Here is a 17,412-nt window from a genome sequence, read left to right on the forward strand (position 1 = left end):
CCTCCAATCCAATACCGCCGCATTCCTGGATAGGGGCATTTGACGCATACGGAGAGGGGTATTGGAGAATTCTTAATCGGTACAGACGCTTCGGTTATCGTTGTCTTTGTTACTCGCTGCATGTCCGGTTTTTTTATCGTAAGCAAACAACCAGGCTGCCAGTAGAAGCGCCAACAAGACCAATGCAAATCCGGCCCAGCCTAGATTGTCTATTGAGGAACTTCTGATCACCAATCCCCCTATTCCCGAGCCAATGGCGAAGCCGAATTGGATAAACGAAGTATTGACGCTTAGAGCAATATCCGGCGACTGGGGCACCAAGGTAACCAAATATAACTGCTGTGCCGGGGAGGTCATCCATGTTGCGACCATCCATATCATGATCAACGGGGCGACAATATAGGTCAAGCCGTCTGACCAGGTCAGCAGCAGCAGCGTTCCAGATTGGAGCGACAGTCCGACATAGATTGTAAACTTGGACCCTTTCGTATCCGCTGCGACCCCTCCGATTTTGGAGCCGGCAAAACTGCAAATCCCTGAAAGCAGCAGAATGCCGGAAAGCGCCGCCGCAGACAGTTCGGCATTCGATTGCAAAAAGGGTGATATATACGTAAACAGTGCAGAGTATCCTCCTATATAGAAAAGCGTAATGACAACCGCCAGCACAATCTTTTTATCCTTCAAAATCGACAGCTGCATTCCAAGCGTAATAGCCCTCTGCTCAGTAATGGAAGGGACTCTGAGGAAGACCGCAAGCAGCGGAATTACCGTCAGCAGCCCAACGATGACGAATAAGGTTCTCCACCCTAGCGTTTCGCTTAATAATGTGCCAACAGGTACACCTAGAACAAGCGAACTGCTTAATCCCATCAAAATAGTGCCGATTGCACGACCTCGATTCCTCTCTTCAACCAAACGCGTTGCGACAGCCATTGCAATGACGGTGGCAGCTCCTCCGCTGAGTCCCTGGATGATTCGAGTCATTAGCATCATCTCAAACGAAGGACTAAAATAGACCAGGATGCTACTTAAAATAAATATGCCGAGCATAATAAGCAGTATTTTTCTTCGGTCCACCCGGATAGTTGTTGCGATCAGGACGGGGGAGCCAATCGCTGCGGCGAGTGCGAACGCCGTGACGAGCGTTCCCGCTGCGGATGTCGTAATCCCAAGATCTGCTGCTGTGATGGTAAGAATTCCGCTTATGATATATTCGATCGTTCCAATTAGAAACACAGCCAGTGCAAGCGAATAAACGACCCATTTATTGTTCATGAATGTTCCTCATTATCTTCAATTGGAATTTGTATTTCGATGAGATTAACATCTGTTTTTCCAGATAGTGGAACATAAGTTTCTCTAGCTGGCTGGTCTCCCCGTATGAGAAAGCCTTGCTGCTCAATCCATTTAGCAAGGTTTAAGCATGCCGTCTCCGAATATACCGAGTCCGAACGGAATAACGTCGTAGCCATCGTCACCGAGGGAAGGAAACGGAAATGAAGATGCTCGGGCAGCCTGAAGGTTTCCGATTTCACGGCATAACCAGCCTCAAGCTCAAACTCATGGGCCGTGCTGCCGGATACGTTCCATAACACCGTTCGCGGGCCGGATAAGGCAGATCGGATTCGGCTATCTAGCAGACCATCGAAGATATCGAAAAGATTTGGGATATCGTCAACCGTGCCATTGGAAGCGTAAGTAACCATGTGCATGACTTCAACGCGCTTCACAACGATTTCTTGTTCTTTATCCATCTTTCCCTCACGTTCCACGAGCTGCATTCGTTCTTTTATCCGGGAAAGCTTGGAGAGTTCGATATGTAGCTGGCGCTCGATCTCACTCTCTTTGAACTTCAGCATACCGCGAATCTGTTCAGCTGATACATCTTCATGAATGAGCTGCGAGATTTGCTGCAAAGTGAATCCCAACTCTTTAAAAATCACAATTCGATTGATTTTCAGCAGTTGTTCCGCAGAGTAGTACCGATAACCGCTCGATTCGTCGGTCTTGGCCGGCTTTAAGAGTCCGATTTGATCGTAGTAGCGCAGAGTTTGCAGCGGAATACGGCTCAGCTTCGAGAATTCGCTGATTTTAAACAATGTTTTCACCATCCCTTCTGATTTGTTGTTTAGATTCTACACTCTCTAGTTGGGTGTAAAGTCAAGAGCTTTATTTCGCGTAGGAACAGGCATCCTGTGCAAGACGAGTCCATTTTTAAAAACGATCCTGCATGTTAGCATAATGACTCAAATCTAGTCTAAATCTATATTTTCACAGTCTAAAACATTATTTTCAGTGAACATATCAAGCTATAATAGAAGGAATATGAGAGGGGGAAGCACCGTTGATTGCAAATGAAGCCTATCGACAGTTAAAACAGATGATCTACTCCCTCGACACCGTCAGTCTTGAGATTTGCCGTCACCATGATCCACTGATTATCTCACCTGCTCATTCTCATCGAATCGGGTTTGTCAAAAATATAAAAGGAACAATGGAAGAGAACGGGAAGAGACAGGTAGTTGAGGCAGGCGATGTGTTTTTTATCAAGCCGAAGACGAGCGTTTCTTTGCGGACGGAACCAGACAAAGAGCTGGAAGTCTTCATTATTGCGTTCTCCTATTGGATCGAACAAAACGAAAGAGGGAAAGAGAGAGTATTTGTTCCGGGCAAAGAAAATTTTCCTCTGGAAGGGACTTTCCGTGTACGCAGTCATTCGCAGGTATTGCATTTAATGGAAGAACTATATAAAAGCTATGCGTCAAATGAGGAGAGAGAGCAATTTCGGCAGAGATTGTTATTCGAGCGCATTCTGTACATTCTGGTGAAAGATTTTTCTTCGATTGAAAGCAGTGAAAATACGATGGCTAGCATCGAGGAAACGATCCTGTATGTCGACCAGCACTATATGCTCAATCTCACGCTGGAGATGTTGGCAGGAAAGGCGAATGTCAGTCCCAGCTATTATTCACGCATGTTCAAAACGCTAAAGGGTGTGAGCTTTTCCGATTACATGACAAGCCTTCGAATCAATCGGGCAAAGGTGCTGCTCCGATTGTCGGGGAGTCGATTGCGTGAGGTGGCACAAAGCGTAGGCTATAACGATGAGTTTTACTTCAGCAAGATGTTTAAAAAAGTCGTTGGCCTATCACCATCGGAATACGTCAAGACGCATATGAGACAAGATAATTCATGAAATCGAGCAAGATTCTTCATGGTATGGTATAGTGGCTATCGATATAATCTCTATTGAAAATGATTTTCAATTTCGATAGAGTTTTATTTTGGTAGGAGGTTTTCTCATCATGAGAGCAAGACTGTTGTTACCTGGCTTTCTTCTTATTTTTATGGTATCTGTCTTTTTGAGTGGTTGCGGTACAGCGACACAAAATGCACAGGGAACAGCTCCAGCAGCTGCGACCCATACAGAGTCTACGCCAGCAGCTTCAAGTGAAAAACGAGTGATCAAGCATGAGCTGGGGGAAACGGAAATTGTGGGTAAGCCTACGCGCATTGTCGTGATGGACTTTTCCTTTGCAGATGCTTTGGCGACATTGGGTGTAGCTCCTGTAGGAATCTCTGATGACAGTGATGCGAATCTGATCATTCCTGAGGTGAAAGAAAAAGTAGGAACTTATACATCACTCGGTTCTCGTTACGAACCAAACATGGAGCTGATCAGTTCCCTTGCTCCTGATCTCATCATTGCAGATTTGAACAAGCACAAGGCTGTATACGACAAATTAAAGCAAATTGCACCGACGATTGTACTGAATGACCACCAAGCGAACTATGAGCATATGCTAGCTAATTACACCGTAATCGCGGATGCAGTGGGCATGAAAGAAGAGGGCAAAAAACGCCTGGACGAGCATCAAGCGAAAATGGAGGCTATCAAAGCGAAGCTGCCAAAAACAGATGCCAAGCTGAAGGTTCTGCCAGCAGTAGTGAACCCGACCGGATTCTTCGCTCACTCCAATGCCTCCTATGCGGGTTCTTTGATGGAATACCTCGGGTTGGAGGATGCGGCAAAGAGTGAAGAGGCGTATCCAAAAACGAATTTGGAACAGCTGGTTGCCCTCAATCCAGACGTACTGTTTTTGATGAAAACAGGTGACAAGACGATTGTGGATGAATGGAAGACGAACCCACTTTGGCAAAACATCAACGCCGTAAAAAATGGCAAGGTGTTTGAAGTAGCACGCAATAAATGGGCGCTGTCGCGGGGCTTGATCGGATCAGAGTTAAGTTCGGAGGAAGCAGTAACGCTTCTTTCTAGCAAATAAGAGGAAGCTTTTCGGGATGGGTGTCATAGCTGACATCGATCCCGTCGTTTTTGCGGGAGGAGGTTGTACCTATGGAGGGAGCTTCAAAGGCGGGCATCGTTCTTTCGGCAGGAATGCTCCTGCTCGTTTTTGGTTTAGTCGTCAGTATCTCGGTTGGTTGGACAGACATGGGGTTGGTGAGTGGCGTAAAATCCCTTTTTGCCCCCTCTACATCTCAGGAGCATTTGATTGTGACGACGCTCAGGCTTCCAAGAGCGCTATTGGCGGTAATCATTGGGGCCGGTCTCGGTGTGGCTGGTGCGATTATGCAAGCAATGACAGGCAATCCACTTGCTTCTCCACAGACTTCTGGGGTTAACGCAGGTGCATCGATGGCTGTCGTAGCTGTCTTGGTACTCTTGCCAAATCTCCCGGTGCCATTTTTAGCGCCACTCGCTTTTGGCGGGGCTGTCATAGGTGGATTTGCGGTGTACTATCTCGGTGCGGCTGGGGGGATGACTCCTGTTAAGCTGGCTTTGGCTGGCACAGCCGTCCATCTGTTTCTCGCTTCGATTACAGAGGCATTCATCTTGTTTCATCAGCACTCTACCGATCAAGTCCTGTTTTGGCTTGCAGGGTCATTGGATGGAGCAGATTGGACGGATGTGAACCGTGTACTGCCTTGGTCGATCGCGGGGCTCGTGCTTGCATTTTATATGGCTCGCTCCATCGAGATTATGCGTATGGGTGAGGATGTGGCGAGAAATCTTGGACAACATGTATTTCGGGTACGGACGATCTGTGGAATCATTGTCATCGTACTCGCAGGCTCGGCTGTTGCCGTTGCTGGTCCGATCGGCTTTATCGGATTGATGGTGCCTCATTTGACCCGACTTTTGTTAGGGAGAGAGAGTCAGCTATACCTCCCGATTACAGCGTTGCTCGGTGCATTGCTGTTGGTCTATGCTGACGTTCTTGCCAGGTTCATCGCGTATCCGTATGAGTCGCCAGTAGGCATCGTGACCGCTTTTCTGGGCGCTCCCTTTTTCCTCTATTTAGTGGGTAAGGAGAGGAGAGCTTCATGACACGCAGACAAAGTATTGCACCTGCCTTACTTCTGTTGCTCATCGTCACCGCTGTTATCAGTATCGGAACTGGGGCGGTGTCCATATCGCCGCGTGAGGTAGTCGAGTCGCTTTTCGGGACGGGGCCGAAAAATTATAGCTTTATTATTGGAGAGTATCGTTTTCCGCGTGTTGTCCTCGGCATGCTTGCTGGAGCAGGCTTGGCGGTATCCGGTGCTATTTTACAAGGAATGATTCGCAATCCCTTGGCCTCTCCTGATGTAATCGGCATCACCAAAGGGGCGGGGCTCGCCTCTGCCAGCGTTATTTTTCTTTTTCCAAAATCTCCTGCTTATTTGCTACCGTTAGCGGCATTTGGGGGTGCGGCAGTTGTCGCGGTTATTTTGTATGTATATACCGCGCGAAAACGCGTCCAGCCCGCTACTTTAGCGCTGGTAGGGATCGCCATCGGGGTCATTTGTCAGGCGGGCATCCAATACCTGATGGTCAAAAATCCGGGGGATGTCAATGCGGCACTGCTCTGGATGGCAGGCAGCTTGTGGGGAAGGGGATGGGAACACGTATGGGCGGTGCTTCCGTGGATACTCGTCTTTTTACCGATTGCTTATTTATTGGCGTACCGGCTCGACGTATTGTCTCTCGGAGATGATGTAGCAGAAGGCTTGGGCGAGGATGTGTCGAGACTGCGTGTTGTCCTTTTGGTAACCTCTGTCGCACTTGCAGGAGCATGTGTGGCGGTTGTCGGTTCCATCGGGTTTGTGGGTCTGCTCTCACCACATATCGCTCGTCGATTGGTAGGTGGGAAGCACGCACTTCTTCTCCCAGTCGCTGCTCTGCTCGGTGCTACGCTCATGGTCGCTGCTGATGGGCTAGGCAGATGGCTTTTGCCGCCGATGGAGGTTCCCGTGGGCATCGTGACAGCTGTCATTGGGGCGCCGTATTTCTTGTATTTGATCGGACGAGAGAAAAGAAGAGCAGTATAGAAGAAGGGACCGAATCTTGCAAAAGGACTTGCTTGCCATGAATTTCATCTAAGTGGAGATGCGATGTCCTATGTTTTTCATCATTTTAGGGTTAAACATACTTAATTTCCTTCTTTACTTAAAAAAAGAAGGAGGGCTCGAAGGTTGAAAAAAACGGAAAAACTCGCATCGTTCAGCGATACGAAGTCTTTCCGTTTTTTTTATATGCCAGGCTAAGCCAGCGAGGCTGCGGTGTTTTTATTTCGTATCTGCTTTTTGCAAAAAGCTGCGGATAACCTGCACGTATTCGTCTGTCTCTTCCAAATAGCCGACATGCGAGCTGTTCTCAAAGACATGGAGCTCGGCGTTTGGCACCAGAGACTGATAATAACCTGTCGATTCAGGCGTCGCTTCATCATAACGGCCACAAACGAACAAGGAAGGGATGTTGATTTGATGCAGCTTTGGTGTGTAGTCGAATGTTTTCAGATTCCCTGTCGGGCAAAACTCAGAAGGTCCCCACATCGTCATGTAAACCTCTTTGTTTGCTTTTGGACGGCTTTCTGTCATAACTGTTGGCATTGGATGAAGGCGGCACACATGGCGCTTGTAGTATTCTTTCATGGCATCCTGGTATTCCTGTGAATCAGTTGTGCCCTGCGCTTCGTGTGTGGCAATGGTTTGTTGCACATCCACTGGCAATTGCTCGATTAAACGATCTGCGTCGTGTTTCCAACGCTCTGCGCTCAGGCATGGGCTGGAGAAGATGATGCTCTGTACCCCTTCCGGCTTAGCATCCACCAAATAGGCTGCTGCTAGCATCGTGCCCCACGAATGCCCCAGGATGTGAACCTCTTTTAAACCAAGGGCTTGTCTGATGCAAGCTAGCTCTTCCACAAAGCGTTCGGTTTTCCAAAGAGTCAGATCAGTTGGGCGATCGGAATTTCCTGACCCGAGCTGATCGTAGAAAATGACGGGTCTGTCGTTGCCTAAGACATGAAGTGTTGATTTGAGCGGATCATGCGTATTGCCAGGTCCTCCGTGTAGGACGATCAGAGGCGTTTTCTCCCCTTCGCCGACACGACTGTACCATACTCTTCCGCCAGGAACTTCAATATAGCCTTCTTGCATGCTCATAGATAATGCCTCCACTTCAGGTTCATGCTGATCTCTTCTTCTTTCAATATAGCATATGGAATTGTTTTTACACTTTTTTTAGAATTGATTTAGAGCGTGTTTAGACCCTCTATTTATCATCACTAGTATAGAAAGCGATGACAGTTGCTTTCGATGAAAATAGGAGGGATCATCATGCGAAAAAAATGGTTAGGCATCGGCTTGTCGGTTGGAGTCACAGGAGCATTGATTTGGGGGTATGGGGCATCAGCGAGTGCGGATAGCACGACGATGGGCGTATATGAATCAGCCCTGCATCAGACGAAGGAAGCGAAAAGCATGACGGCCCACGCGCAGCTATCACTCACAGACAACGGAGCGAAGTTGCTCACACTGGAGGGAGTCGCAAAGATCGATCATAACCAGCACATCGGAAATGTAGATGCGACTTTTACAGACACGCTGGGCGAGAAAAGCATGCAGGCCTTTCTGGAAAAGGATCAAGTTGTGGTTAAAAAAGGGGATAGTAACGTTTATCAGGTCATGGAAAAAATGGATAGAAGACACCAACCAGAAAATGACGCCGATAACAAACGCGGGGCCATGATGCATAAGCTGTTTGCTACGGTATTCGGCGATCTCGGAAAAAACGCGACCGTTGAGAATCTGCCGGATGGAGGCAAGCGTACGTCGCTTCAGCTCTCCGAAACGCAAATTCCGGCATTTATTCAAGCATTCGGACCTATTCTCTACGATAAGCTCGCCGAACATAGTCAAGAAGCGTCTTCCTCTGAAAACCATCTATCTGTCCAGCTTCCTCGCTTGCAAGAGGATTTTCAAGTGGACCAAGTATTGCTGAACGCCAAGATCGACGAAAAAAATCAAATCGAACAGCAATCTGCTGTGGTGCACCTCTCGGGAACGGACGCGTCTGGGAAAGTCCACAAGCTCCAGCTTTCTTTGGATATCCACTTGTCCGATCTGGGTACGACCACACCTGATCGCATCGATCTTACAGGCAAACAAGTTGAGAAGGTTTCCCGCGAGGACATGAAGAACAAATGGAGAAAAGGCTGGACGAAGCATTCCGATTCCGAGTAAACCATGACTACAAGGGGGTGATGAACCATGTCGATCAAAACAAGACTTTTGCTCTCCTATATTGCCATGATTATTATCCCCCTTGTTTTGTTTGGATTGGTGGCATCGGGATTGGCGAATTACTTTTGGGGGGAACGAGAAGCAGGCAAACCGTTCCTTCGTGATACTCTCAATAAACGAGACGAGTTGTTTGCTGGTGTCACATTCATGGCCAAATACGCTCCCAATCAATTGACGAACCAGAACATGCTAACAGAAACGGATGAGCAGCTACAAGCAGTTGGCGGAGCATTGATACTGACAAAGGACGAAAAAGTACTATTCCTCTCCCAGTCGATTGATAGCGCTGACTTGCCTGACTATTTGCAGGATCAGCCGGATCAGGGGCGCATGCATAGCTGGAAGCAGTTTCAACAGGACGGCTACACGTTTGATACGTACGAGTTTACTTTTGCTGATCAGAGTAAAGGAAAGCTCTACTTCCTCGCGAATTCTTTCCCATTTATGCAGACAGGCATTTATTTTTTTATCACATTGATTCTCAGTCTTCTAACGATTGTGGCGCTGACGAACGGTGTACTAACGTTTCTTGTTTCACGCAGTATCATTCGACCTTTGTACGCATTAAAGCAGGCAGCGAACGAAATGAAAGAAGGCAATCTGGAGCGCCCTGTTCAACTCCATCGCAAAGATGAACTAGGAGAGCTGGGAGAAGCATTTGAAGAGATGCGTGGCAGATTGTATGATTCTATCCACTTGCAGCTTCAGTATGAAGAAAATCGTAAACAACTGATTTCCAGTATTTCGCACGATCTGAAAACACCCATAACAGGAATCAAAGCCTGTGTGGAAGCGGTTCAGGAAGGGATTGCGGACACAGAAGCGAAGCGGGAAAAATATATGAAGATGATTGCCATCAAATCAGAACAGATGGACCGTCTGATTGATGAGCTATTTTTATTCTCGAGACTGGATTTGAACAAGCTTCCCTTTCACTTTGAAGAAGTCGATATGCGAGCATATATGGCACAGTTTACCGAGGAGCTGCGGCTAGATCCGCGGATGAACGGCGTTCCTATTCGCTATGACGAGCATAATGAAAGTCCGATTCCAGTCATGGCTGATCAGGAAAAACTTCATCGCGTGCTTATGAATATCGTGGACAATAGCCTGAAGTACTTGAACAAGGACGAGAAGCTGATCCAATTGGAAGTGGAGAAAGCTGACGGTGAAGTGATTGTGGCGATCTCAGACAATGGGACAGGGATTGAAAAAGAAGCCATGCTCCATATTTTTGACCGTTTTTATCGGGCGGACCCTTCGCGTAATTCGGCCATGGGAGGCAGTGGTCTTGGACTCGCCATCGTCAAACAAATTGTGGAGGGGCACGGTGGTCGTGTTTGGGCGGAGAGCGAAAGCGGACGCGGGACCCGCATTTGTTTTACCTTGCCAGATCTCAAGAGAGCCGGGGGTGACATGGAATGAAACACATTTTAATTATTGAAGATGACATGGTGATCGCAGAGGTGCAAAAGGATTACTTGGAGGCAAACGGCTACTCGGTCGATGTCGCTACTTCCGGGGATACGGGCCTGCAAAAGGCACTGCGAGAGGAGTATGACCTCCTGATTCTAGACCTGATGCTCCCAATCGTGGATGGCTTTGAAATCTGCAAGCAAGTCCGGAAAGCCAAAAATATTCCGATCCTGCTCGTCTCCGCTAAAAAGGAAGACATCGACAAGATCCGTGGTCTGGGTCTAGGAGCCGACGATCATATCAGTAAGCCGTTTAGCTTGGGCGAACTGGTAGCGAGGGTCAAAGCCCATCTAGCCCGTTACGACCGTCTCGTCTCCGATTCCAAACCGCGTACGGCAAAAGAGGAGATCAGGCTTCGTGGGATTCGCATCGACAAGCTGGCGCGGAGGGTTTATATCAATGGAAACGAAGTAGCTTTCACTTCCAAGGAATACGACCTCCTGCTCTTTTTGGTAACCCACCCGAACTGGGTATTTAGCAAAACGGAACTGTTTGAAAAAATCTGGGGTCTCGATTCCTACGGGGATATCGCGACGGTGACGGTGCATATCAGCAAGCTGCGGGAAAAAATAGAAAGCGATCCGGCTAAGCCACAATACATCGAGACGGTGTGGGGTGTCGGTTATCGATTTTTACTATAAATAGGTGGAAACGAGTGAACTATCTTTTGTGAGAGCAATAAAGAAATACTGCATACGTAAACACTTGGGTATTTCGTACCAAGTGTTTATTCTGTTTACCAAAAATCGACAAACTTAGGTAAAATAAATGGCAGATGTCGAATAATGTGTGAGTAACGCGAGCTAAGGGAGACACAGATCATGGAGAGAAAAATCAAAATTCTCGGAACAGGGAAATACTTGCCCACTCGGCGTGTGACAGCAGCAGAACTGGAAGAAAAGCTGGGACTTGCGGCTGGATGGGTAGAGAAAAAGTCCGGGGTTAGCGTCAGGCATTTTGTAACGAATGAAACGGCAGCACAAATGGGAGCCATCGCTGCTAGGCGTGCTTTGGAAGTGGCGGGCCTCTCTCTTCACGATATCGATTGTATCGTATGTGCAAGCGGGACGGCGCAACAGGAAATCCCATGCACGGCTGCCTTGATTCAGGAAGAGCTTCAACTAAGCAAAACAGGTATTCCTTGCTTTGATATAAATGCGACATGCCTTAGCTTCGTCACTGCGCTGGATGTGATGTCGTGCCAGATGGCGGTTGGTATTTACGAGCGAGTCTTGATTATTTCATCTGAGATATCCTCCGCAGGTTTGAATTGGGAGCAAAAAGAGAGTTGTGTGTTGTTCGGAGATGGAGCTGCGGCTGTTGTCATCGGCAGGACGCCTGAAACAGAAAGCTCCCGCATCTTGGGTTCAAGTATGAAAACATACAGTGAAGGGGCGCACTATTCCGAAATAAGGGGTGGCGGTACGCTGATCCACCCGAGCCAATTTGCGCAAGGAAGAGAAGCAGACTTTGCATTTGATATGGACGGAAGGAAAATTTTTCGCCTGACCTCACAGTTGATTACCGGATTTGTGGATCGCTTGCTGTCCGGAGCCTCCTTAGCCAAGGAGCAAATTCGTACAGTCATTCCTCATCAGGCCAGTGGGATGGCGATGCGGATCATGGCAGGCAAGCTCGGTTTTAGCGACCAGCAAATGGTGAACATTCTAGCAGAGCATGGCAATGTCATCGCAGCTTCCATTCCAATGGCGCTGCATGAAGCGATTGGGCAGAATCGGGTACAGAGAGGCGATCACCTGATGCTGTTGGGCACATCTGCCGGCTTGTCTCTCGGAGGAATTGTGCTTGAATACTAAACAATCAGTCTTGCTGACAGGAGGACGAGCTCCAGCTACGTTAGAGCTAGCGCGTTTGCTGGGTTCTGTGGGACATCGAGTCATTGTAGCGGAGAGTGCGCGGCGACATTTATGCCAGCACTCTCGTTATGTAGAGCGCTCCTACCAAGTGCCTCCTCCCCGTCAGCAGCCCGATGCTTATATTGAAAAGCTGTGCGAAATCATGCAGCGTGAGCGCATCGATCTGTTGATCCCGACTTGCGAAGAGATATTCTACGTCTCGCGCGGGCGGGATCGCTTGCTTGACTTTGGTGAAGTGCTTGTAGAAGGTATCGAGGTACTGCGTTCGTTGCACGACAAATGGCTTTTTTCCGAAATGGCGCGCGAGGTGGGAGCACTGGTTCCAGAGACGGTTCGGGTACAATCTCCTGCTCAACTGCGGGAGGCCATGCTACAAGCAAGGGGGTCTGTTGTGCTTAAGCCCGTCTATTCGCGCTTTGCCGCTCATGTACAGATCGTGGCAGACCCGTCCTTTGCGGCAGGGCAGTCTATGCTACCCGAACCGACAGTTGGGCAGCCATGGCTAGTCCAACAGTTTATAAAAGGGAAACAGGTGTGCAGCTACGCGGTTGCTCAGGATGGGCAGCTCGCCTTGTACGCCGATTACGAAACAACACATACAGCAGGGCAAGGTGCCTCGATTCACTTCGCCTATTCATCCCATCCACAGGTAAGAGAATTTGTTAGTCGCTTCGTGCAACGGCATAAGTTAAGCGGACAAATCGCGTTTGATTTCATTGAGAATGAGCAGGGAGAGCTATACGTGATCGAATGCAATCCACGCCTGACAAGCGGTGTGCATTTGTTTACAGGACAGCAAGAGGCTGCGACTGCTTACTTTTCTGATCGGGGAAAAACCGTTGTCCCTGCTGGAAAACAAGCTTGCATGCTAGGGATGGCAATGCTGACATACGGCCTTGCTGGCATGACGAATGGCAAGAAGGCAAAGCGTTGGGTGTGCGACCTGCTTTCTGCGAGGGATGTACTGTTTAGGCGGGATGATCCACGGCCTTTTTTTGATCAGTTCTCCATGTTGGCAGATTTGGCTTGGCAGAGTTTTCGAACGAGAAAAAGCATGATCGCTTGTAGTACGAGCGATATCGAATGGAACGGAGAAGAGTCGTAAGGACGTGAGGAAGAAATGAACAAGCGAGTGCTAGTAACAGGGGCGACAGGGTTTCTCGGACAGAAGCTGGCCACGCGACTGCATGAAATGGGCTATGAGGTGACAGCGCAAGGACGAGACGAGCGAATCGGCCGGGAATTGCAGGAGCAAGGCATTCGATTCCTTCGGGCAGACCTAAAAGATAGAGAAGCCATGCTGAAGGTTTGCCGCGATCAGGACATCGTGCATCACGCGGCTGCTTTTTCCTCCCCGTGGGGAACGTACCGTGACATGTACGAGACGAATGTGACAGGAACCATTCATGTCATCGATGGCTGCAAGCAACACGGCATAGAGCGTCTGGTCCATGTATCGACGCCGAGTATTTATTTTGCTTTTGACGACAAGCTGGGTATTCGCGAAGATGAGCCGATGCCCGTACGGTTTGCTAATACATACGCACAGACCAAATACCAGGCGGAGCTGGAAGTCGACAAGGCGTTTCTTGCAGGGCTTCCGACGATAACGATTCGTCCTCGGGCCTTGTTTGGCCCTGGGGACAATGCCATTCTTCCCAGATTGATCCGCGCCAATGAAAAGAAATTCGTTCCGCTGATCGACGGAGGCAAGGCGATCATTGATTTGACCTATGTGGAAAATGTCGTGGACGCGCTGATCTTGTGCATGGATTCTCCAGCAGACACATTGGGACAGGCTTACAACATTACAAATGGGGAACCAGTGACGATGATTGAGGTGTTGTCAGATGTGTTCCATCGCTTGGGAGTTCCACTGAAAACGCGCGAGCTGCCATATTGGAAGGCGTATGCGGCAGCTTGGGTACTGGAGACACTCTCCAAGACCGTTTTGGGCTATCGCGAGCCGGTTTTGACGCGTTACTCGGTAGGCGTGCTCGCCAAATCACAAACCCTGGACATTTCAAAGGCGAAGCGCGATCTGGGCTATGAACCGCGGGTGAGCATTGCCGAGGGCATCGAGACGTTTACAGATTGGTGGAGGACGCATGATGGACGTTAAACTAACGCTGATGGACACGGGCTACTGCCAGCAGCTCGAGATGTTTTCCCGAAAAGGCGGCCGGATGAAAAACATCCCGTTTCACGCCATCGCAGGGCTTATCGAGCATCCCGTCCACGGCTTGCTGCTCTTTGATACGGGCTATTCGCAGCGCTTTTTTGAAGCCACGAGCAAGCTTCCTTATTCGCTATACGGCAAAATAACGCCGGTATTCTCGGAGGCACATGAGAGTATTTCTGAGCAGCTCGCAGCACGTGGAATCAAAACGACAGATATAGCAGGTATTCTTATTTCCCATTTTCATGCGGATCATATTGGCGGTTTGCGCGATTTTCCGCATGCGCGACTATACTGCTTTGAGAGTGCCTACAACCACGTCAAGGGAAAGACGGGGTGGGCGGCGCTACGGGAGGCGTACTTGCCTGACTTGATGCCTGACGATTTCGAAGAACGGGTGACTTTCATTGATCTGGGAGGGCTAGTGGCATTGCCAGAGGCTTACGCGCCATACGCCGAAGGCTATGATTTATTTGCGGATCAGAGTCTGTACATCGTCGATCTGAACGGACATGCAATCGGGCAGTTTGGTGTGTTCCTGCGCGATCGGGATCATGGGGATGTATTTTTGTGTGCGGATGCCGCTTGGTCGAGTGAAGCCTATCGCGGCAATTTGTTGCCTCATCCGCTGGCTAGGTTGATCATGGCGGATCGACAGGCGTATCGCGAGCATTTGCACAAGCTGCATGTGCTATCCCGCCAACGTCCCGACATGAAAATCATGCCGACACACTGCGGGGAAGTCTGGCAGGCCAGCAGAGGAGAGTTCACATGGAGATCATGACGCTCTTGAAGCAGTATGTAAAAACGAAGTGGCTTGCCCGTCGTTTTTCCTCGCGTGAGCAGCTGGTGAAATGGCAAGAAGCGCAGGTCAGAGCGATGTTGTCTCGCATTTTGCCAGCTTCTCCTTTTTACCGAAAAAGATTGGGAGCGCCAGAACAATGGAGACAGATGGAGCCGATTGATAAAAAGCACATGATGGACCATTTTGACGAGTTGAATACGTGCGGAATCAAGAAGGAAGAAGCATTTGCGATTGGACTGAAAGCAGAAACGACACGCGATTTCACTCCCCAATTAAACGGTGTGACCGTAGGACTATCTTCTGGGACATCTGGTAATCGCGGGCTTTTTCTCGTGGGACCGCAGGAGCAGGCGAAATGGGCAGGGGTGATTTTGGCGAAAGCACTGCCTGGTCAGCTATGGTCGACACAGCGGATTGCTTTTTTCTTGCGAGCGAATAGCAACCTGTATACGGCGGTCAACAGGCGTCGCATTCAATTCTCGTTCTTCGATCTGCAAATACCGCTCGATCAGCACCTTGATCACCTGAATCAGTATCAGCCGTCGGTGTTGGTTGCGCCCGCCTCGATGTTGAGAATGCTCGCGACTGCCCAGCGTCAAGGGAAATTGCGGATATCTCCGATCAAGGTGATCTCGGTGGCAGAAGTGCTGGACCCGTTGGATCAAACATACATCGCAGAAGTGTTCGGGCAGATCGTGCATCAAATTTATCAATGCACAGAAGGGCTGCTTGCGGTGAGCTGCTCACACGGGACATTGCATATCAATGAAGACATCGTGGTGGTGGAAAAGGAGTATCTCGATGAGCAAAAGGAGCGTTTCTTTCCGATCATCACAGATTTTTCCCGGGCGACACAGCCGATTATCCGTTATCGTTTGAACGACATTTTGACGGAAAAACGTACGCCATGTCCGTGCGGCTCTGTGTTTATGGCGCTGGAATCGATTGAGGGCAGGGCAGATGATTTGTTTGTTTTTCGCCATGAAACGGAAGCCCGATGGGTATCGGTCTTTCCTGATTTCATCCGCCGTGCCGTCATTACCTCGTCTGATGCGATAGAAGAGTATACGGTACGGCAGCTAAGCTACGAGCAAGTGGAGGTAGCACTGCTCATGCAGGATGGAGACGGACCGTCCACGCAAGAGCAGGAGCGAGTACGCCAAGGTCTGGAGCGAGTCATTGCCGATCAGCAAGGACAATTGCCTGCGATTGTGTTTGCACCGTACGAGTTGAATCTCGGTACGAAAAAATTGCGGCGGGTAGAGAGGATGTTTGTTCAAGGTGAGCAGGCCATTGATTGAATGGTATGAAGGGGCCGCGGCGGGGCAAATCCCTTGGGAACAGGCGCAGGATGCCGACTACGTCAAAAGCTATTTGTTGCCCATGATGACGGAACAACCATCCCGCTATGTGCAAAATGTACAGACGCGGATGCATGCACTCCGTGTAGGTGATCGGATCATGCCTGTAACGGTGAACGATACCGAGTACGACAATTCGTATGTCAGTTCGGTGTTTACCCATTACGTGACGTACGCGAAGGAAGAGCTAAGTATGCTCGATTCAGGGGTGCTTAGGCGGGTATTGTCGACTGTACTCACAGGGCTTGGACGCTGGATGAAAAAAAGTCAATGCAACCAAATGGTCATCGTCAACAATTGGCTGTTATCGACGAATCTGTATCATGATGTGCGTGCAGATGAAGTGAAGGACATTACGGAAAACTGCATCCAAAAGTTCCCCGGTCATATTATCGCATTTCGATCTGTTTGTCGCAGGCTATATCCGGATTTCCACAAGGGACTCGTAGAGAAGGGCTATCTCATGGTTCCCAGTCGCTACGTCTACCTGTTTCACCCCGATTGGCCAGCGCAGGGCAAGTGGCGGGTCCGCAATACGCTCAATCGCGATCGGAAAATGCTTGCCAAATCCGGCTATCGCATCCTGCGTCATGAGGAACTGGGAGAACAGCATGTCGAGCGAATCGTTGCTTTATATAACGCGCTGTATCTGGATAAATACTCCCAGCATAATCCACAGTTTTCGGTGGAGTTCGTCCGACTGGCGATGCAAAAGAGGACATTGACCCTCATCGGCTTGGAAAAAGACGGACGGTTGGACGGCATTCTTGGCTATTTTGAGCGAAATGGTGTGATGACGACGCCGCTATTCGGCTATGATACGACGCTTCCCAAAGAGACCGGGCTGTATCGGATGCTGTCGTGCCTCTTGGTACAAGAAGCAGAGAGCAAGGGCATCCTGCTCCATCAAAGTGCGGGCGTAGGTGCTTTCAAAGCAGACAGGGGAGCCGAGGGGGAACCGGAATATACAGCGGTGTATGTCAAACATTTGCCGTATTATCGTCAAACGGTCTGGAAGGTGCTCGCTGTTTTGCTGAATCAAATCGGGATCAAAATGGTAGAGAAGTACCGACTGTAAACCATTTGCACACTTCGACCCTCATCGAACTAACTGTCAGGTACACT

General features: G+C 49.2%; 16 protein-coding genes. 13 read left to right on the forward strand and 3 right to left on the reverse strand.

All coding sequences use genetic code 11. From position 1 onward, the window contains the following. Nucleotides 1-72: 72 nt before the first annotated feature. Together POF51_RS18080 and POF51_RS18085 are read right to left on the reverse strand one after the other, a co-directional pair. Nucleotides 73-1,275: an MFS transporter gene (locus POF51_RS18080; protein ID WP_271755837.1), complete on the reverse strand. Its 1,203-nt coding sequence runs from the start codon at nt 1,273-1,275 to the stop codon at nt 73-75. Next, a complete protein-coding gene (locus POF51_RS18085; protein WP_271755838.1) occupies nt 1,272-2,099 on the reverse strand; it encodes a MerR family transcriptional regulator in 828 nt (275 codons plus the stop codon). The genes POF51_RS18080 and POF51_RS18085 overlap by 4 nt, the downstream gene beginning before the upstream one ends. 245 nt (nt 2,100-2,344) lie before the next feature. Between POF51_RS18085 and POF51_RS18090 the strand changes: the two genes are divergently transcribed. From POF51_RS18090 to POF51_RS18105, 4 genes are all read left to right on the forward strand, one after another. Beyond that, nucleotides 2,345-3,196 carry an AraC family transcriptional regulator gene (locus tag POF51_RS18090; protein ID WP_069848535.1) on the forward strand — a complete coding sequence of 284 codons (852 nt, stop codon included), beginning with the start codon at nt 2,345-2,347 and terminating at the stop codon, nt 3,194-3,196. A gap of 109 nt (nt 3,197-3,305) precedes the next feature. Continuing rightward, nucleotides 3,306-4,286, forward strand: a complete 981-nt coding sequence (locus POF51_RS18095) for an ABC transporter substrate-binding protein (RefSeq protein WP_271755839.1) — start codon at nt 3,306-3,308, stop codon at nt 4,284-4,286. Nucleotides 4,287-4,357: 71 nt separating this feature from the next. After that, nucleotides 4,358-5,350: a FecCD family ABC transporter permease gene (locus POF51_RS18100; RefSeq protein ID WP_069848533.1), complete on the forward strand. Its 993-nt coding sequence runs from the start codon at nt 4,358-4,360 to the stop codon at nt 5,348-5,350. After that, nucleotides 5,347-6,333 (forward strand): FecCD family ABC transporter permease, encoded by a 987-nt coding sequence (locus tag POF51_RS18105; RefSeq protein ID WP_069848530.1) that lies wholly within the window; start codon nt 5,347-5,349, stop codon nt 6,331-6,333. The genes POF51_RS18100 and POF51_RS18105 overlap by 4 nt, the downstream gene beginning before the upstream one ends. A 237-nt stretch (nt 6,334-6,570) precedes the next feature. Here the strand turns inward: POF51_RS18105 and POF51_RS18110 are convergent, their stop codons facing one another. Beyond that, a complete protein-coding gene (locus POF51_RS18110; RefSeq protein WP_069848529.1) occupies nt 6,571-7,449 on the reverse strand; it encodes a proline iminopeptidase-family hydrolase in 879 nt (292 codons plus the stop codon). A 174-nt stretch (nt 7,450-7,623) separates the two neighbouring features. Here POF51_RS18110 and POF51_RS18115 point away from each other — a divergent pair, with 174 nt between their 5' ends. From POF51_RS18115 to POF51_RS18155, 9 genes are all read left to right on the forward strand, one after another. Further along, a complete protein-coding gene (locus POF51_RS18115) occupies nt 7,624-8,529 on the forward strand; it encodes a hypothetical protein (protein ID WP_069848527.1) in 906 nt (301 codons plus the stop codon). A 27-nt stretch (nt 8,530-8,556) separates the two neighbouring features. Beyond that, nucleotides 8,557-10,014 carry a sensor histidine kinase gene (locus tag POF51_RS18120; protein WP_069848525.1) on the forward strand — a complete coding sequence of 486 codons (1,458 nt, stop codon included), beginning with the start codon at nt 8,557-8,559 and terminating at the stop codon, nt 10,012-10,014. After that, nucleotides 10,011-10,706: a response regulator transcription factor gene (locus tag POF51_RS18125; protein ID WP_069848523.1), complete on the forward strand. Its 696-nt coding sequence runs from the start codon at nt 10,011-10,013 to the stop codon at nt 10,704-10,706. Before POF51_RS18120 ends, POF51_RS18125 begins: the two co-directional genes overlap by 4 nt. Nucleotides 10,707-10,886: 180 nt before the next feature. Beyond that, complete coding sequence (locus tag POF51_RS18130) at nt 10,887-11,882, forward strand: beta-ketoacyl-ACP synthase III (protein ID WP_069848522.1); 996 nt, start codon at nt 10,887-10,889, stop codon at nt 11,880-11,882. Then, complete coding sequence (locus POF51_RS18135) at nt 11,872-13,047, forward strand: ATP-grasp domain-containing protein (protein WP_069848520.1); 1,176 nt, start codon at nt 11,872-11,874, stop codon at nt 13,045-13,047. The genes POF51_RS18130 and POF51_RS18135 overlap by 11 nt, the downstream gene beginning before the upstream one ends. Before the next feature lie 15 nt (nt 13,048-13,062). Then, nucleotides 13,063-14,064 (forward strand): NAD-dependent epimerase/dehydratase family protein, encoded by a 1,002-nt coding sequence (locus POF51_RS18140; RefSeq protein WP_069848518.1) that lies wholly within the window; start codon nt 13,063-13,065, stop codon nt 14,062-14,064. Continuing rightward, on the forward strand, nt 14,054-14,905 hold the full coding sequence (locus tag POF51_RS18145; protein ID WP_069848515.1) for an MBL fold metallo-hydrolase: 852 nt from the start codon (nt 14,054-14,056) through the stop codon (nt 14,903-14,905). Before POF51_RS18140 ends, POF51_RS18145 begins: the two co-directional genes overlap by 11 nt. Beyond that, nucleotides 14,893-16,227 carry a F390 synthetase-related protein gene (locus POF51_RS18150; protein WP_069848513.1) on the forward strand — a complete coding sequence of 445 codons (1,335 nt, stop codon included), beginning with the start codon at nt 14,893-14,895 and terminating at the stop codon, nt 16,225-16,227. Before POF51_RS18145 ends, POF51_RS18150 begins: the two co-directional genes overlap by 13 nt. Beyond that, nucleotides 16,220-17,365 (forward strand): GNAT family N-acetyltransferase, encoded by a 1,146-nt coding sequence (locus POF51_RS18155; protein ID WP_334312669.1) that lies wholly within the window; start codon nt 16,220-16,222, stop codon nt 17,363-17,365. Before POF51_RS18150 ends, POF51_RS18155 begins: the two co-directional genes overlap by 8 nt. Nucleotides 17,366-17,412 lie beyond the last annotated feature (47 nt).

Source organism: Brevibacillus sp. AG (assembly GCF_028369215.1).
Taxonomy (GTDB): domain Bacteria; phylum Bacillota; class Bacilli; order Brevibacillales; family Brevibacillaceae; genus Brevibacillus; species Brevibacillus porteri.